The sequence below is a fragment of the Hahella sp. HNIBRBA332 genome, assembly GCF_030719035.1.
Taxonomy (GTDB): Bacteria; Pseudomonadota; Gammaproteobacteria; order Pseudomonadales; family Oleiphilaceae; genus Hahella.
On sequence record NZ_CP132203.1, the window covers coordinates 3,741,714 to 3,757,823 of the forward strand.

Genomic DNA, 16,110 nt, shown 5'->3' on the forward strand with positions numbered 1-16,110 from the left:
GGGCAAGGCGGGCGCAGGCGCCCGCCTCTATGTGATATTCAAGGCAAATAGTAGTCTGCGAAAGAGACGAACTCTACCGTCGCCTTAACCGCTCGCTCCATCTGACTGCTGACTCTGCCGGGGAAGGCGGACTCCATGGCGTCGATCCGGTCGCTGCCGGTATGCCAGATTTCTCCCCACTTCTCCTCGGCGTCTTTATCGCAGGCGCCAACAGTCGCTTCGTCGAAGCAGGTCCAGAACTGGGAATTAACAGTCTGCGAATAGCCGTCTTTCCCATATTTCCCATCAATATCGAAGTTAGTGGCTTCAACGTATGCAATGGGAATACCGCGACAGGCGAATGCAACGTGATCAGACCAGTCGCCGGTCTCCCCCGCCTGATAGCCGCCATCCACGTTTGGATGTATTAGGAAGTCATTGTCGCCATCCAAAGCGATAGATGCGTTCAACATCCCCTTGCGTACAGTATCTCCAGCCGCATAGGAGGCGTTGTCGCCGTTACACTCATAAGGCGTGGCGCTGTCAGCGGAGTGCACATACAGATAATCGCCGCCGGCCACCGTGTCGTAGTTAACCATACCGACAATCTTGCCCAGATCATCTACCGATAACTGACTCACATAGTAATTGGAACCATGCAGGCCTTTCTCTTCTGCGCCGAAGAAAACGAAACGCAAAGTGTAAGGTAAGGTCTTATCTTTAATGCGCTTGGCCACATCCAACAGCGTGGACACACCTGTACCATTATCCGTGGCGCCGGTGGAGCCAAGATCTTCACCGGTGGTGTCGTAATGAGCGCCTAACACCAGTACTTTATCAGCGTCGGTCCCGGCCTTCTCAAAGATGACATTGCTGGAGTTAAACTCATTGTTGTCTCGATCTTTGTAGGTAAACGCTTGCGCACTGGGCGTATAACCCAGGGACTTGAGTTCAGCCAGCAGATAGGCTTCCGCCTTACGCTCACTCTCAGTTCCCGCCACCCTGGCGCCGATGCCTTTGGTGGGATGCGCCAAATCGATCAAGTAGTCGTCCGCAGTTTTGTTGGCGTTAGATCCGCCATTATTGGAATCATTATTATCGGAACAGCCTGTCACTAACATCAAGCAAGCCAATCCAGGCAGTAACTTTTTTGTATTTATTTCAGGAAACATCAAATTTCTCCTATCGTAAAAAGATGCGCAAGGCATCAAAAACCCCGTCCGGCGACAAGCAAATATCGTGGAGAAGTCATTATTTTTATTTGAAAAACATCAAGATAATTGATGTAACGACACCTCGCGGCGCACCTTGGCGGCGACGCCGATCGCTGTCGTCGCACCATACTGCAGCATTCAACTCTAAGCGGATATCCCTCTTTTGCCTTAGGAATCGCTCGCGCAGCTTCCATCCACTACAGCTTCGTTATGCTCGGTGCTATAGTTTTTTGACAGGGACTGCATAAATATCACCCAACCTTCTGAGTAATTCATGCGCGCCCAAATGACATCTCCATGGTCAAAAATCCTGCTCCTCGTCTTTGCGCTGACTGGAGCGGCAGGAACGGCTCGCACCGAGTCCGACATTGTTGAAATCAATGTTTGCGGCATTGATGTGGCGAATCCCCCCATCTACCGGCTGACTATGGCGGAGACGAAAGAAACGACTGAATATAAGGGCGTCGCCTATGAGTTGATGGACGAGATCGAGCTGCAGGCGCCCATACGCATTATCTTTGAGCGCCGCCCCTGGAAACGCTGCCTGTCGCAATTACAGACAGGTCAGTCGGATGCGGTGATTGGCTCCTCCTATGTGCCGGAGCGGGAGCAGTTCAGTCACTACCCCCGCAAACTCGACGGCACGGTGGACTACTCCAAGCTGGTGTACAGCAACACCCTTTGGCTGTATGCCTCAGACCCCGCGGTGCAATGGGACGGCGTGTCGCTGAAGCTGCCGCCGGGAGCGCAAGCCGCCGCCGGACTGGGATACTCCTCCGCTGACTTGCTGCAACGTATGGGGGTGGAGGTCATTGAGCGCTACGAACCCAAACACCTGGCCAATCTGCTGACCAGCCGTCGGGTGGCGATAGTCGCCAGTTACGCCATGCAGGTGGAGCCGCATCTTGATCTGAGTGATCCCAACTCGCCCGTGCGACGACTGCCCACCCCTTTAATGCAAGATGATATGTTTCTGGTCTTTTCGCGTCAGTTTTACGCCCGCCACCAACACCTGGCGGAGCGTATTTGGGACGTCTGCGCCGACATTCATGAGTCTGGCCGCTATGATGAAATCATGGCGTTATACTTCTCATTTCTGGATTCTCAGTAGCCTAGCCGACGCCACGCCTCACGCCACTTCCGAGTGAGCGCGGGCCAGTAACAGTTCTGGAGACATTGGCAGCAAATTTTCAATCGCTTTCCGCTCTCTCACCAGCTCTTCTTCCGTCACCCGCACCATACGGCGGCAGAAGTCGTCCAGATCCAGCCCCTCCACCACTTCCGCCCGACCTTTGCGGCAGGTGACCGGGTAGGAAAAGAACAGGCCCGGCGTCACGCCATATTCTCCCTGGCTCAGTACGCCCATGCTGACGAAATCCCCTTCTTCCGTGCCAAAGCGCCAGTCTCGCAAATGATCGATAATCGCTTGCGCGGCGGAGCTGGAACTGGTTTTCCCTTTGCAAGAAATAACCGCAGCCCCTCGCTGCTGCACTTGATCGATCATAATGTCCCGATACCAGTTCATATCCAGCGCCATGCGAATGGGCTGGCCATCAATGCGTAAATGAGAGGCGTCCGGAAACAAGGTGCTGGCGTGGTTGCCCCAGATAGTCAGGCGCTTGATGCGGAGCGGATTGATGCCTATTTTGCGGGCGAGAAAGCCCAGCGCTCGATTGTGGTCCAGCCGCATCAGAGCGGAGAATTGATGGTGGGGCAGATAGCGCGCATTCGCCCAGGCGATCAAGGCGTTGGTGTTGGCGGGATTGCCTACGACCAGGGTCTTCACTGTCTCTTTGGCGACCTTGCCCAGCGCTCTCCCCTGCTCGACAAAGATTGATGGGTTTTCCTGTAATTGCTGCATGCGATCCATGCTGGGCGTACGTGGCTTGGCGCCGGTCAGGATGGCGAAGTCCACATCCTTGAAGCCGCTGACAGGATCATCGTGCAGACTCACGCTCTCCAACAAAGGCAGCGCGCAGTCCTCTAACTCCATCGCCAAGCCTTCCAGGGCTTTCATGGATTCACTCTTTTCTATCAGTTGCAAACGAATGCTGGCGTCGGGTCCGAACGGCTCCCCCGCCGCCAAGCGGAACAGCAATGACTGACAAACGTTTCCGGCGGCTCCGGTGACAGCGACAGTGACGGTTTCGCTCATGGCGCGCCCTCCTTGAAGTGGATAAAAGATACGGCGACCCTTTTATTCTAATCAGGGTCATCCTGGCGCGACCTCAGCAATAGGTCGTATTTTGTACAACCCGAGCTTAGACTTCCGGCTAATTTATAACGAAGAGATGCTCAGGGGTTTCATCCTACGAGGAAAATCTGAATACTTAATTCCCTTATCGCCAAGTACTTAGAGGCGTATTTGTATTTGACCACGATTGAGTGAGGAAACCGCTATGAGTAAGCCGGAAAACAACAGTAGTAAAGTTGCGCTGGTCACGGGCGCATCCGTCGGCTTGGGCGAAGCTATAGCAGAACGCTTGGCGCACGAAGGGTATGACCTGATCCTGCTGGCCCGCCGTCAAGATAAACTGGAGGCGCTGGCGGCCCGTCTGCAGACCAACTGCCATATCATCGCCTGCGATATCTGCGATCAACAAGCGGTGACGGCGGCGATCGAAAACCTGCCGCCCGCGTTCGCCGCCATAGATCTGCTTATCAACAACGCCGGACTGGCGTTGGGGTTAGGTCCCGCGCAAAGCGCCTCCTGGGAAGACTGGAGCCGCATGATTGAAGTGAATTGCACCGGACTGGCGTTCATGACTCATTTGCTGTTGCCAAGTATGGTGGAGCGCAATGCCGGACATATCATCAATATCGGCTCCATCGCCGGCTCGTACGCTTACTTTGGCGGCAATGTCTACGGCGCCACCAAAGCCTTTGTCGAACAGTTCTCCCGCAATCTGAAAGCCGACCTGTTAGGCACAGCGCTGAGAGTCACCAACATTGAACCCGGTATGGTCGGCGGCAGCGAGTTCTCGCTGGTTCGTTTCAAAGGCGATGAAGACAAAGCGAAGGCGACTTATGAGAACGCCGATGCGTTAACGCCGGAGAATATCGCGGATTGCGTGGCCTGGGCGGCGACCCGCCCCGCCAATGTGAACATCAACCGCATTGAAGTGATGCCGGTGTGTCAGGCTCCCGAGCGACTGGCCATTCACCGGAATAAATCCGAAGGCTAGCCCAACGTTCTCATAGAAAAACTACTGCGCCAACACTAGGCGCTAATTGGACCGGATGAAGTTGGCGACAATGTCGCAGAACTCATCCGGCGCTTCCAACATCATCATATGCCCGGTATTTTTCTGTCGAACGCTTTGCCGCGCCGCTGCCCGTGCATAAGTAGGCGTATCCCACCCCGCGTCGGAGTGCTCGCCTGAGAGCAGGTATAACGGCAGGCCGCTATCCACGACGCGGCGAACAATATCCTGATATTCCTCCCCGACCGTTTCTTTCACGATGGCAGTGGCTACCTCATGGACAGTTTCCGCCGATTGGTTGAACAAGATTTTGCGCGCCCATTCCAGCCGCTCAGGGGTTGCCTCAATCTCCGCTCGAGTCAACCAGCTCTCTGGATCGCTTTGCAATTCCGTATAATTTTCTCGCCACTCCGACACAGACATGGCGGCGACTTTCCGGCACCAGAACGCGTCATTAAGAGTGAAGTTGCCTTCCACGCTAATAAAGCCTCGCACCAGCTGTGGATACGCCTCAGCCAATATCATCGCAATGGCTCCGCCTACACTGTGCCCCACTACCCAACAAGGCCCCTCATCCAGCGCCAGTATCAGATCGCGGACATAATCGGCCTGACCACGCAAAGAAAAACCTTCCTCTCCATGCTGCATGGGAGTCGCGGCGTAACCTGGCAAATCCGGTGTTAGCCAGCGAATCTCAGGAACACGTTTTTGCGGTTCGAAGTAGCTCAAGGACCCCATTAACCCGTGGATCATCACCACATTCGTCGTATGCGCCATCGCGTTATGCCTGCTCTGAGTGGGAAAGGTTTAAATTCGACGCGAAGCGGGTAAAGCTATCATCCCAAGGCAGAGTCAACCGCTGCTCAGGCATAGAGGAAAGCGTAACATTCGCGAAACGACCAGAAGGGCTGATAGCCCGTAAAAACTGAGGCGCGCCGGCAGGCAACAGACTTGTAGTGGATTTGATTGCGCTGACGTCGCTCCAGGGAATCGCCAGCGTTGGGTTACCCAGACGAAATAGAAACAACGTTTTTAAATATAAGTACTGCTCATCAGCCCCTACAAACAAGATATTTTTGTACGACACCTTCCCTATCATGCCGCTATTCGGACCAATAAAACGAGTCGCGACGTTATTAGCGGAATATTGATAACGCTCGGCCAAAACCTTCCAACCGCTCCTCGCTCCCATAGATAAAAGCATCAGCGGCCATGCAAGAATAAAAATTATAAATACCGGCAGTGCAAAATATACCGGGGAGCTCACTGCACTCGACAACATGCTTTTGATAAACGCCAGAGGTAACGGCAGCTCTTGAGGAAACATGGATGGGTACACGACAGCGAGAATCACTAACAAGACAAACAAAGCCCATACTGCACTCAATATCCTAAACATCCACTTCATGCTGGCGCTCCAACTTGCTCGGCGATGGCCGCACGCCAACTATCCCGCCCAAATAACACAAAGCGAAAGACCGTATTGTCATGGGTGCTGATAGCCAGAGAATTAGGATAAAGAGGAACCACACCAAACAGCTTGGTCCAGCACTTGGTTAACTTACAAACCTGCGCCAAAGGAATCTCCGTCACACCACCCTGCACATTCAGAGCATGCGCCCGAAAAACCAGACGCTGATTAGTCAAATAAAGCTTACCGCCCACCGTCTCAACGTTCTTCTGCAAATTGGCGGCGCCTTCCTTCAGGATATCTTCACCGGGCGCGAGATGTATCATGGAGAAACTTCCAAGTATATGACGTTAAAGAATCGCCCGAATCATAGCGTCACCGCGTAAGTCTGGGCAATGGCTTTGCTTCGGCCAGGTACGTTAGAGTTCGGGTGAGATGAAAAGCTCACCAATAAAATATCATCCTTAAAACCTGTGGTTAAGGTTATATTTTCTTAATGAGCAAATTAATTTCTTTTTTTAAACTTTCAAGAAGTCGCTTTTTCTCTTCACTACCCCCATTTAATGAATACATTTCATATACCATGCTTCTTGCTCTGGAATATACGTGACTGGGAGTAATAGGGTTTTTATAGTTTTTAAAAAGCTTCACTTCTTCTTCAGTAAGACTAATCTGAACACTTGTCGGCATCATCACAAGATTGTTTTTTTTAATATCTATCTGATGCCCAAAGAATGTGATGCGTGCACGACCAACCTCTGTGTAAAGAGCCCCACCATGCTCTTGGAAAATGCACAACTGTTTCATATAGTTTGGTCTAACCTTTTTTATGTGGCTCTACTTTATGTTTTTTTATATCTGTGATCTTAGGGTTTTTATTTAAAGCGGGCTCCTCGCATTCTTTCCATATAGCTCCTTCATAAGCTTGGACTACATTTACATGTCCTGAAGCACGCTCAGCATAATCCTCTGATATCGCGAACCATAACCGCCTTCCGTCTGTTGGTTTTCCTGACCCCAGTCTTCGTAGATGAAGCACTCATCCAGATATTTCCAATTATTAAATATATTTCCTCCAGGAGTCATCTCCAAAGTGGTTTCTCCAGGAATACTTTCTCTCAAATTTAACGCAAACTCTTCTGCTTTAAGGTAATTCCCTGACCAGAATACTGCGCCATTATTTGGGCTACTTAAATCGAGAAGCTCAGCCATTTTATCAAAGTCTCTGGCTAGAAAAAGCTTCCATGCAGCAGATGCCTCTGTAGAATTTCTAAATTGTCCTTTGGAGCGTTGCTGGAACTCTGTCCTGGATGAACGCCAGCGGACGGAAGCTGTTGGGTTCGTAGACGTAGACTTTGTGTAGATTGTTGCGCTGTTCTGAGAGCAGCACGTCACCGCTCCACAGGAACTCGGTCTTGCCGAAGGCGTCCTGTTTGGCGATGCGGCGTCCCAAGGAACCATAGTCGTAGCAGGATTCCGACGCGCCCTGGCTCTCTCACAGCTATCGACCCACTTCGAGGGGTGGCTAAGACGCCCAAGGGGACCTGTAACGGGACTGACATAGAGCCTCTGCTTTCATTAATACCGCCTCTTTCTTTTTTAAAAAGGAAGTGCTGGATAAGGCGGAAATATTCACTCTGTTTATACGGAAGATATTTTTCTACATTTCATCAAGCATACTTAACGCATCGCAAATCTCTTCCCTTATAATTCTATTTTTAATATTTTTCGCAGAAATCAACCCTTCTTTTGCTATCTTTCCTGCCGGTCTGTCAAGCGTTGCTATCCAGTGCAGGCAGTCAATACATTTTATATTTATGTTAAAATTAAAGTCTCCATTTAATTCATATGGAATATAATTCAAAAGAGAAGTTGTCGCCAGCGCCAAGAATTCGTCATTTATTGGCTCCTCGACAAGATCGGAAATCAGGTCAACAACCGCTTCAGGATGAAACTCCTCTTTATAATTATCCAAAATATCGCAGAAATATTTCATATAAATTTGTTTTGGGCTCTCTCTGCAAAAATAAAAGAGTTTAGCAATTAGACTCCAATTCCTGTCGTGAATGGCACTTTCAATAAGAGAAGAAATTACTTCCTGTGGAGGTGAAGAGATGTCTCTTAGATCATCGAAAGAGCAGCTGGCAATCTGATTCTTAAATTCGAGTTTGTTCATGTTTTTTTCTTGGAGTCTATTTTTGTCATTTTAATCGGTTTAAACAATTCTTTTGTTTCTGGGCTCAGGCCATAATTCAAGCTCCCTCTCTCGCTTTTCAAGTGAATGTATTTTTCTTTTTCAGATAATGCATTAGTAAATTCCGGCAAACTGGAAAATTTACTTAATTCAGGTTGGTTGGGAGCACGAGCGCCATGTTCTTCCAACAGACTTCTCGTGCCAGCTGGCACTTCCAATCTAATAAGATGGTCGTATTTTTTCTGTGTTTTGGGTTTACTTTTATACATCAAATATAAAGGATAGCTTTTATCTTGGGTGACAAAGTAGTCTACACCTCTGGGAACAATATTATTTTCTTTCTGCATTCTTTCCCACTCTTTATCACAAACAGCTCTATAAAAAATTTCGACATCTGCACACGGCCCCCCAGACAGACTACTCTCTGCCGTAGTTTGCACTGCTTCAGCCTTAGGACAATCCCCAGGTTTGGCAGTCAACCCATACGGATCCACCCACCCCGTCGGATTCGGCGCATACTGATAGTTATTATCTCCCCCCAACAGTCCGACAGGGTCCTGGTTGATAAACCGTGCGGCGCTGGGGTCATAATAACGGTGCCTGTTGTAATGCAGGCCGGTTTCTTCGTCGTAGTATTGACCCTGGAAGCGCAGGGGGTTCTGCACTTCTTCGACGTCTTGCAGCGCCAGGTTGCCGTAGGCTTTGTAGCGGGCGGACCAGACGACTTCGCCTTCCGCATTGGTCATTTCCTGTGGCGTGCCCAGGTGGTCCAGATGGTAGTGATAGACCTGCTTGTCCTGGATGAACGCCAGCGGACGGAAGCTGTTGGGTTCGTAGACGTAGACTTTGTGCAGATTGTTGCGCTGTTCCGAGAGCAGCACGTCGCCGTTCCACAGGAACTCGGTCTTGCCGAAGGCGTCCTGTTTGGCGATGCGGCGTCCGAGGGCGTCGTATTGGTACTCCGTCTTTTGCCCGTCTTTTTCGATGGCGATCAGCTGGTTCTGTTTGTTGTACTGGTAACGGGTCTCCAGCTTGCCGCCTTTGCCGCGTTTCTCGCGGATCAGGTTGCCGGCTGCGTCGTATTCGAAGTGGCGGTCGCCGTGGAAGTTCAGGCGATTGCCCTTGGCCTGATTCTGGCCGTCGAGAATGTTGCCCGCCGGGTCGAAGGCGAATTCTTCATTGCAATAGCCTTCGACTGTTTTCAGGCGATCGAGGGCGTCGTAACGGTAATGGGTGGTCCCCTTTCTCAGGTCATCGATGAGCGCCAGATTGCCGCAGGCGTCATAGCCATAGCTGCGTTCGATAATGCGCGCTTTGCTTTGGCGATGACTGACCCGGTGACGGATCAGGCGTCCCATGACGTCGTATTCGTAGCGGGATTCCGCCGCCCCCTGGCGACGGCGCAGTTCGCGTCCGTCCTCGTCCCGTTCAATGCTGGCCAGGACGTCGCCATTGAAACTGGCTTGGGTGAACAGGCCGTGGCGGTCATAGCCGAAGCCAAGGACGCCGCCGTCCGGCAGCAATGACTTGATGCGGGCGCCGAGCGGGTTGTATTCGTGGCGCAGACGCTGCCCGTCCTGAATTTCCTCCGCTAAACGCCCTGTGGGTGTATAGGCGAACTCAAGGGTGCGATAAGGGTTGCTGGCCTGCGTCAATTGACCGTTGGCGTTGTAGGCGAAGCGACTGATGTCGCCGTCCGGGCTGTGCTTTTCGCGCAGGCGGCCCATGGGGTCGCGTTTGAACAGCGTGGTGTGCTGTGCGCGGATGCGTTCGTCTTCGTGCACGCCTTCAATATGCGCCTTCAGATGGCCCGCCGGGTCATACTGATATTGCTGCACTCGGCCGTCGAAGCCGATTTCCTGAATCAGACGTTCGTTGCGGTCATAGGCCAGTTCATAGCGCTCGCCCTTTTCGTTGATCAGGCCGATCAGGTTGCGTTCTTTATCGTACAGGTACTCAAAGGTCTGGCCAGCCGGGTCGATGCGTTTGCGCACCTGGGCCAGGCCGTCATATACGTATTCGGTGCAACGGCCGGCGGCGTCGATAAAGTGCGTCAGCTGGTCGTTGGCGTTATAACGCATTTTGAGGACGGAGCCGTCCGGGCGTTTGACTTCGGTGACGTTGCCGTTGCGGTCGTACTGATACGCCGTCGTTTGTCCCTGATGATCGGTGGCGGCGCGGACCAGCCCCTGTGCGTTGTACGCGTAACGGGTGGTGTGCTGGTTTTCCGTTTCGCTAACCAGTTGACCTTCCCGGTTCCACTGCAGTTCCCGGGTGTGTCCCAGGGCGTCGATGATTTTTTGCGGCAGGCCCTGGGCGTTGTATTCGTACTGGGTCTGCGCGCCTTCCGGGTCGGTAATGCGGGCCAGCAGACCTTGCTCGTTATACTCGCGACGCCAGACATGGCCGAGAGCGTTGGTGATCGTCACCGGCATGCCGTCGTCGTTGTAGTCGATCTTGTAATGGCCGCCGTTGGCGTCGATCAGGGCGGTTAACTGGCCGTTGTCATTGTAGGCGTAGTGGGTGCTGTGACCGTTGGGATCGGTCTGCTCCACCAGATTGCCCGCGTTGTCGTACGCGCGTCGGGTGATCCCGCCTTCTGGATCGATTTCTTTAACGATCTGGCCGCGATCGTCATAGTGGAAGGTGGTTCTGCCGCCGTTGCTGTCAATGGCGTGAGAAGTCTTGTTGGCCGGGTCCCATTCGAAGCGGTAGTCATAGACGCCCTGGTCGCCCCACTGACGCACACAGCGGGCGGCTTTGTCGTAGCGGCTCCATTCGAAATAGAAGCTGAAACCGGTCTTCAGGGTGCGGCGGGTGATGACGTGATTACGATAGGCGTAGGATTCGCCAGCGCCGGCGGGGTCCCGCACCTGCACCAGATCCTGGGCGTCGTCGTATTCGTATTTGGCCAGGGTGTCCACATCGCCGTCCGCGCGCAGCGACTGGATCTCGCAGATCAGTCCCTGGGCGTTATGCAGCACGTACAGGCGTTTGCCCCAGCTGGTCTGAATAAGGGTGACCGGCCGCTCGTGGCCGTCCAGGTCCTGCCAGTATTGAATGCGCACGCCATTGCCGACGCCATCCAGCAGTCCTTCCAGACGGTAAACGCCGCTGGCGCCCACGAACAAACGGGCGGGCTCGCCGCGCTGCTTCAGTACGTAATGGGTCTCGTCGATTCGGCGCAGCTCCAGGTGCTCCGCAGCGTTGCGGACGGTCTGGCCCGGCTCCGCCAAAGGAAAATCAATGTAGCGGCCTTCGTCCGTGGTGAAGACCAAACGCCCTTCCTGCTCCTCCAGCTGCTGACACAGCAGGTGGGTCCAGCCCACGCCCAAACCGCGCTGATGGGGATTGGAGGACTTGTAGGTGCGTTTCCAGATGATTGGCAGAGGACCCGCGACGGTAAAGTCGGTCAGATCCAGCAATTCCTCGCCGGTGACCATGCTGATGGGTTCCCCGCTGGTGCAGACCTTTTTGTTATCCGGCGTGGTCGCGCCATTATCGTTACTGCCGGATTTTTCGCTAACGCTGCTGTCGCTCGATGGTGACGCGGAGCCAGCTCCGCCGGACTTTTCGCACTCCTCGCAGAAAGGCAGTTCATCTTTGGCGGTGTTCTTGAGAGCCTGTGCTTGCGCCTGCTCGTCCACGGCGCTTTCCGAGGCTGCGGGAGCCGCCTGGGCGGGAGGGGCGGAATAGGTCTTGGGCGGAGTCTGGTGACTGGTGGATTCTCTGGGTTTGCTTTCCCAACCTGGGTTGCCATTAAGCGCAGTGACGTCCATGACTTCCCCGGTAATCGCCGGCGGAGGCGGTGGCGCAGGGTTGGCGCGATTGATCAGACGCACGGCCAAAGTCAGTTCGGACACATTGGGTTTGAGGCCGTCCTCGCTCTCGCTCACGACGGAGCAAAACGGCTTTCTCTTGTCGGTAAATACCAGCAGGATTTCGCCTCGTTCCAGCCCTTTAACAAAGTCTTCTTTCCACTTACGCAGATGCCGCGAACCTCGGCCGGGAAACGCGCCAAACGATGAACGAAAGTGACTGCCCTTTAGATGATTAACGACATCACCGACTTTTGCTTCGGCATTCAAACAGCGCTCGGCATAGCTGGAGGCGAAGAAAGGTGATTCAACAAACGGCAGGTCAGCAATGGTAATGTCAGTCCAGTGCTTGAACTCATACGAGCGAGAGGAAAACATTTGAAAACATCCCTAGTATTACGCCATTCCCAGCCATGTAGAAAATATGGCGATGAATTTTGCGCGGACAATAAATAGCCACATTCTACGTTTCAAAGATGCACGCATGAATCATCCACATCACCTAATACAGAGGGAGTAACGGACAACTATCATGAAGACTTATGCGACCCAGTCTCAATAAAATTCAAGAGCTATATAACGTGACATTCTCAATATCAATCAACGATTTGCAAAAGGCGCCATAGCCGGATGCCTGACGTTCTCCCAACCTCTCAAAACCACATTGTCGAACGCTGCTCGCATTTGCGTCGCTGACTCGACTGCGTCCATGCCTCCCACGCCAGTGCAAAGGCTGGGTATGGCGATATGCCTGATTTTGTTATCCGACTTCGCATTGTATCGGGCAAGCGTCAGTAACAAGCCGCGCATGGCCAGATAGGCGTTGAGTGTAGCGCTGACGTTACCGGGAATTCTCATTGTCGGGGCCAGGATCAGCACCGGAAATTGCTGCGTGCGCATATCCAACGCCAACCCAGCGCCGACGGGCAGCTCACCGAGGTATTCCTGACGAATCGCCGCACAGGCTTTTGTTTGCGCCTGGCTGTCATAAAAGTCGTCTATCGCTTTATCTAGACCGCCGCTCATTTCACCAAAACCGTTGCTGGGACTGACCAACGCATAGCACTTCAAACGCAGGATGTCGCCCTGCGCCACCTCAACCTGACCAATATCAGAAAACGCAGCAGCCAATGCCCTCGCCGTCATTTCATCGTATCCACACAAATGAAACGCCACCGCTTTCTGATCCTTATTATCACCAAATGGTTTCACCACTTGCGGTCGTTTCCCGGTGATGGAGGCAATCATCGACTTGAACATATTTTTGTTTGTCTCCCTTAACGAAAGATCTTTAAAATGCTGCACTCAATGCATTGCTACAATGATCAAGCCTGAAGCCCATGTCCTACTCCGAGCACTATATTGACTCTCATCATTTTACATATGGCGCATCACATTTCCGAGGCGGTCAGCTCCCAAACATAAAAAGTCTATTAAATAAGCAGCTTATAAGAGCCAGGGGGTATCAGAAGTTTATACCTGAATATCCACAAGTGAGATGTTTGCCTTTGGAGTTCTTCTATACCTGCTATCACTGTATCTGCGCCATGGACGCCAAACTTTTCGAAGATATAACAACTAGGGGCAGCCGCAGTCTGGCGTGGGCCTCCTGGCTTGCCCTCGCCACGCCATACCCAGAGAGCTATATGCTTCAGCAACTGGAGCAGCTTATCGAAAAAAACGCTGACTATTCTGAGTTTTACATCTTAACTATGGCGATTCGAAGGTTGAAGGAAGAGGAGCTGGAATGCCAGGAAACAGCCGATATGTTTAGCGAGTATGGTAGTTTCCTATCCTTGCTTCCAAGAATAAAAATCCCTTTACGCGCCACCCCGACTGAACACTACTTCAAACAACGTAAATATAGAGCGGAAACCATCAACAATATTTATAAAAACAAAGGGACTGACGCCGCCATAGGGTATATAAAAAGCCTTCCTGTGCAGGAAGAAGATATGGACTATAAAGAGTGGTTGCGACTACAGGCTTTGCGAGAAGAGCATCAGCATAAAAACAGTAGCTTCTTAGCCAAACTTCTCCATCATACAACGTAGGCCGGCATAAGCCTGCCTGCAAAATTTGATGGTTAAATTATTGTTTAATATTCGGAGGCGTTTTATGACGAAAGCCTCAGCACCGTTTTTCACGGCCTCCAGCACAGACTCATCAATGTTGAGACCTGCGTAACCTATATTAGGCAAACTTGGTGTCCATTCCCCCCAATCCAAAGGCTTTCCTTTTTTCCAGATATCCTTATCCTGCAGGCACTGATACCCAACCTGAGTATCTCCCGCCAGAGAAGAGCAGCCAACACATTTTTCCGGGATATAAAAGCGACTGTTCTCAATCTGCACCGGTATGCAGCTCCCATTAACTCGACAGGCGCCATAATCCAATGGCAAGTAACCATCAACTTGTTCCTCCGCCCTTAGACACTCTCCTTCCAAAAAATATTCACACTTAGCGCACTTCGCCGGAATAAGATCTTCTATGCCCATATGACTAAATATCACTGGGTCTAGAGACCCCTTTACTTCACATTTTGGCATTGTCTTTCGATACATGTACTCTTCCTCAGAAACCTAATCCGGCTCCCATCGATGCCATCAAGCTTCACGCCAAGGCGTCAACTTCTGTTTCATATTCCAATCAGTCTGAAACGCCAATCGCCGCAGCGACGCCGCCAGTGAGCGATAGCAAGTCCTGAGGAGCAAGTTCTATTTCCAGACCTCGCTTTCCTGCACTGACGAAGATGGTGGCGTAATTGAGAGATGTGTCGTCAAGGACGGTGGGGAGGCGCTTTTTCTGTCCCAGAGGGCTGATGCCGCCGACAATGTATCCGGTGGCGCGCTCCGCTTCCTTTGGGTCCGCCATTTCCGCTTTTTTGGCGCCGAGCGCTTTCGCAACGGCTTTCAGGTCCAGTTTGCCGGAAACCGGCACTATTCCCACGGCGAGCTTTTGCGCGCCGCCGGTCAATGACACCAGCAGCGTCTTGAATACACGCTCTGCAGATACTCCCATCGCCTGTGCAGCTTCCTCTCCATAGGATTCAGAGCGCGGATCGTGCGCGTATTCATGGACTTGATAGGTTACCTTGGCTTTCTTGGCCTGATTGATCGCTGGCGTCATCGGACTTCCTTTTACTGCATCGTAAGTGGTTTAAGACTGAGTAGTTTCCACCATTTTCCGGAATCGTCCAAGCGCCGCCAGAAACAGGACCAGACCAATCGCCGTGATGGCGAGAAATTGAGGCCATACCGCGGAGAACCCGGCGCCGCGATAGATAATCGCCTGCGCAAAACTGACGAAGTGCGTGGTCGGCGCCGCCAGCATGATGTACTGCACGATATCCGGCATGCTTTCCCTCGGCGTAATGCCGCCGGACAACAGCTGCATAGGCAGTATCACCAGGATAATCAGCAGCCCCAATTGCGGCATGGAGCGCGCCACCGTACCGAGGAAGATTCCCATGGAAGTCGTGGAGAACAGATGCAGGGCCACGCCAATCAGAAATAATGGAATCGATCCTGCAATCGGCACATCCAATACGCCCTGAATCACCACATACAGCGACATGGCCGCCCCCAGCAGAACAACCAAACCATTGGACCACACCTTGGCCGCCATGATTTCCAGCGGCGACAGCGGCATCACCAACAGATGCTCCAGGGTGCCGTGCTCTTTCTCACGGATCAATGCTGCGCCAGTGAGGATAATCGACAGCAGTGTGATCTGAGAGATGATCTCCATCACGCCACCGAACCAATATCCCGTCAGATTGGGGTTAAACATGACGCGCACATTCTGCTCTATCGGCAACGCCGCGTCGTCACGGCGTCCGCTGACAAACTCATTCACCTCCACCGTCACGATACTGCGAATATAGGTGGCGCCGATAAACGCCTGCGTCATGGCGGTAGCATCGATATTCACCTGCACATCCGCGCTTGCCCCCGCCATCACATCCTTCTGAAAACCGGATGGAATGACCACCACGAAAGTGTAGCGACCTTCATCCATCCCTGAGTCCACTTCCGCATAGGAGATCAGGTCCGGGTCTTTGAAATGCGGAGGATAAAAGGCATTGGCTACGCGTAAGGACAGTTGGCTCTGATCTTCATCCACGATGGCGATCGGCGCGTTGTGCAATTCCCGGGAAGCCGCTGTTGCGGCGCTATACACAATGATCGTAAAGGCCGCCAGGACAAAAATCAGCAGTGCGCGGTCATGCAAAAAACTGCGAATCTCTTTCACTCCCAGGCGGCGAATATTGGCCAGTCTGGTGCTCATA

General features: G+C 52.4%; 16 protein-coding genes. 3 read left to right on the plus strand and 13 right to left on the minus strand.

The window, feature by feature from the left end; all coding sequences use genetic code 11:
* Window positions 1-38 precede the first annotated feature (38 nt).
* Complete coding sequence (locus tag O5O45_RS16560) at window positions 39-1,151, minus strand: M28 family metallopeptidase (RefSeq protein ID WP_305900496.1); 1,113 nt, start codon at window positions 1,149-1,151, stop codon at window positions 39-41.
* Window positions 1,152-1,479: 328 nt separating this feature from the next.
* Between O5O45_RS16560 and O5O45_RS16565 the strand changes: the two genes are divergently transcribed.
* Complete coding sequence (locus tag O5O45_RS16565) at window positions 1,480-2,304, plus strand: substrate-binding periplasmic protein (protein WP_305900497.1); 825 nt, start codon at window positions 1,480-1,482, stop codon at window positions 2,302-2,304.
* An 18-nt stretch (window positions 2,305-2,322) separates the two neighbouring features.
* On the opposite strand, the gene O5O45_RS16570 is transcribed toward O5O45_RS16565, so the two are convergent.
* Window positions 2,323-3,348, minus strand: coding sequence for a malate dehydrogenase (locus tag O5O45_RS16570; protein WP_305900498.1), 1,026 nt, complete (start codon window positions 3,346-3,348; stop codon window positions 2,323-2,325).
* A 244-nt stretch (window positions 3,349-3,592) separates the two neighbouring features.
* On the opposite strand from O5O45_RS16570, the gene O5O45_RS16575 reads away from it, so the two are divergent.
* Window positions 3,593-4,378, plus strand: a complete 786-nt coding sequence (locus O5O45_RS16575) for an SDR family NAD(P)-dependent oxidoreductase (protein WP_305900499.1) — start codon at window positions 3,593-3,595, stop codon at window positions 4,376-4,378.
* Window positions 4,379-4,420: 42 nt separating this feature from the next.
* Here O5O45_RS16575 and O5O45_RS16580 read toward each other — a convergent pair whose 3' ends face one another.
* From O5O45_RS16580 to O5O45_RS16615, 8 genes are all read right to left on the minus strand, one after another.
* On the minus strand, window positions 4,421-5,173 hold the full coding sequence (locus O5O45_RS16580; protein WP_305900500.1) for an alpha/beta fold hydrolase: 753 nt from the start codon (window positions 5,171-5,173) through the stop codon (window positions 4,421-4,423).
* Between the two features lie 4 nt (window positions 5,174-5,177).
* The gene (locus O5O45_RS16585; RefSeq protein ID WP_305900501.1) at window positions 5,178-5,804 is read right to left on the minus strand and encodes a hypothetical protein; all 627 of its coding nucleotides are present in this window, start codon (window positions 5,802-5,804) and stop codon (window positions 5,178-5,180) included.
* The gene (locus O5O45_RS16590; protein ID WP_127972527.1) at window positions 5,801-6,133 is read right to left on the minus strand and encodes a GRAM domain-containing protein; all 333 of its coding nucleotides are present in this window, start codon (window positions 6,131-6,133) and stop codon (window positions 5,801-5,803) included. The genes O5O45_RS16585 and O5O45_RS16590 overlap by 4 nt, the downstream gene beginning before the upstream one ends.
* A 157-nt stretch (window positions 6,134-6,290) precedes the next feature.
* A complete protein-coding gene (locus O5O45_RS16595) occupies window positions 6,291-6,614 on the minus strand; it encodes a hypothetical protein (protein WP_305900502.1) in 324 nt (107 codons plus the stop codon).
* A gap of 129 nt (window positions 6,615-6,743) precedes the next feature.
* A complete protein-coding gene (locus tag O5O45_RS16600) occupies window positions 6,744-7,019 on the minus strand; it encodes a hypothetical protein (RefSeq protein WP_305900503.1) in 276 nt (91 codons plus the stop codon).
* A gap of 448 nt (window positions 7,020-7,467) precedes the next feature.
* Window positions 7,468-7,983, minus strand: a complete 516-nt coding sequence (locus O5O45_RS16605; RefSeq protein WP_305900504.1) for a hypothetical protein — start codon at window positions 7,981-7,983, stop codon at window positions 7,468-7,470.
* Window positions 7,980-12,197 carry an RHS repeat-associated core domain-containing protein gene (locus tag O5O45_RS16610; RefSeq protein ID WP_305900505.1) on the minus strand — a complete coding sequence of 1,406 codons (4,218 nt, stop codon included), beginning with the start codon at window positions 12,195-12,197 and terminating at the stop codon, window positions 7,980-7,982. Before O5O45_RS16610 ends, O5O45_RS16605 begins: the two co-directional genes overlap by 4 nt.
* A gap of 222 nt (window positions 12,198-12,419) precedes the next feature.
* Window positions 12,420-13,079, minus strand: coding sequence for a macro domain-containing protein (locus O5O45_RS16615; protein WP_305900506.1), 660 nt, complete (start codon window positions 13,077-13,079; stop codon window positions 12,420-12,422).
* Window positions 13,080-13,465: 386 nt separating this feature from the next.
* Between O5O45_RS16615 and O5O45_RS16620 the strand changes: the two genes are divergently transcribed.
* A complete protein-coding gene (locus tag O5O45_RS16620; protein ID WP_305900507.1) occupies window positions 13,466-13,873 on the plus strand; it encodes a hypothetical protein in 408 nt (135 codons plus the stop codon).
* On the opposite strand, the gene O5O45_RS16625 is transcribed toward O5O45_RS16620, so the two are convergent.
* From O5O45_RS16625 to O5O45_RS16635, 3 genes are all read right to left on the minus strand, one after another.
* On the minus strand, window positions 13,844-14,383 hold the full coding sequence (locus O5O45_RS16625; RefSeq protein WP_305900508.1) for a hypothetical protein: 540 nt from the start codon (window positions 14,381-14,383) through the stop codon (window positions 13,844-13,846). The genes O5O45_RS16620 and O5O45_RS16625 overlap by 30 nt on opposite strands.
* 85 nt (window positions 14,384-14,468) lie before the next feature.
* Window positions 14,469-14,948, minus strand: coding sequence for a Cys-tRNA(Pro) deacylase (gene ybaK, locus O5O45_RS16630; protein WP_305900509.1), 480 nt, complete (start codon window positions 14,946-14,948; stop codon window positions 14,469-14,471).
* A gap of 30 nt (window positions 14,949-14,978) precedes the next feature.
* Window positions 14,979-16,109: an ABC transporter permease gene (locus O5O45_RS16635; protein WP_305900510.1), complete on the minus strand. Its 1,131-nt coding sequence runs from the start codon at window positions 16,107-16,109 to the stop codon at window positions 14,979-14,981.
* Window position 16,110: the final 1 nt, after the last annotated feature.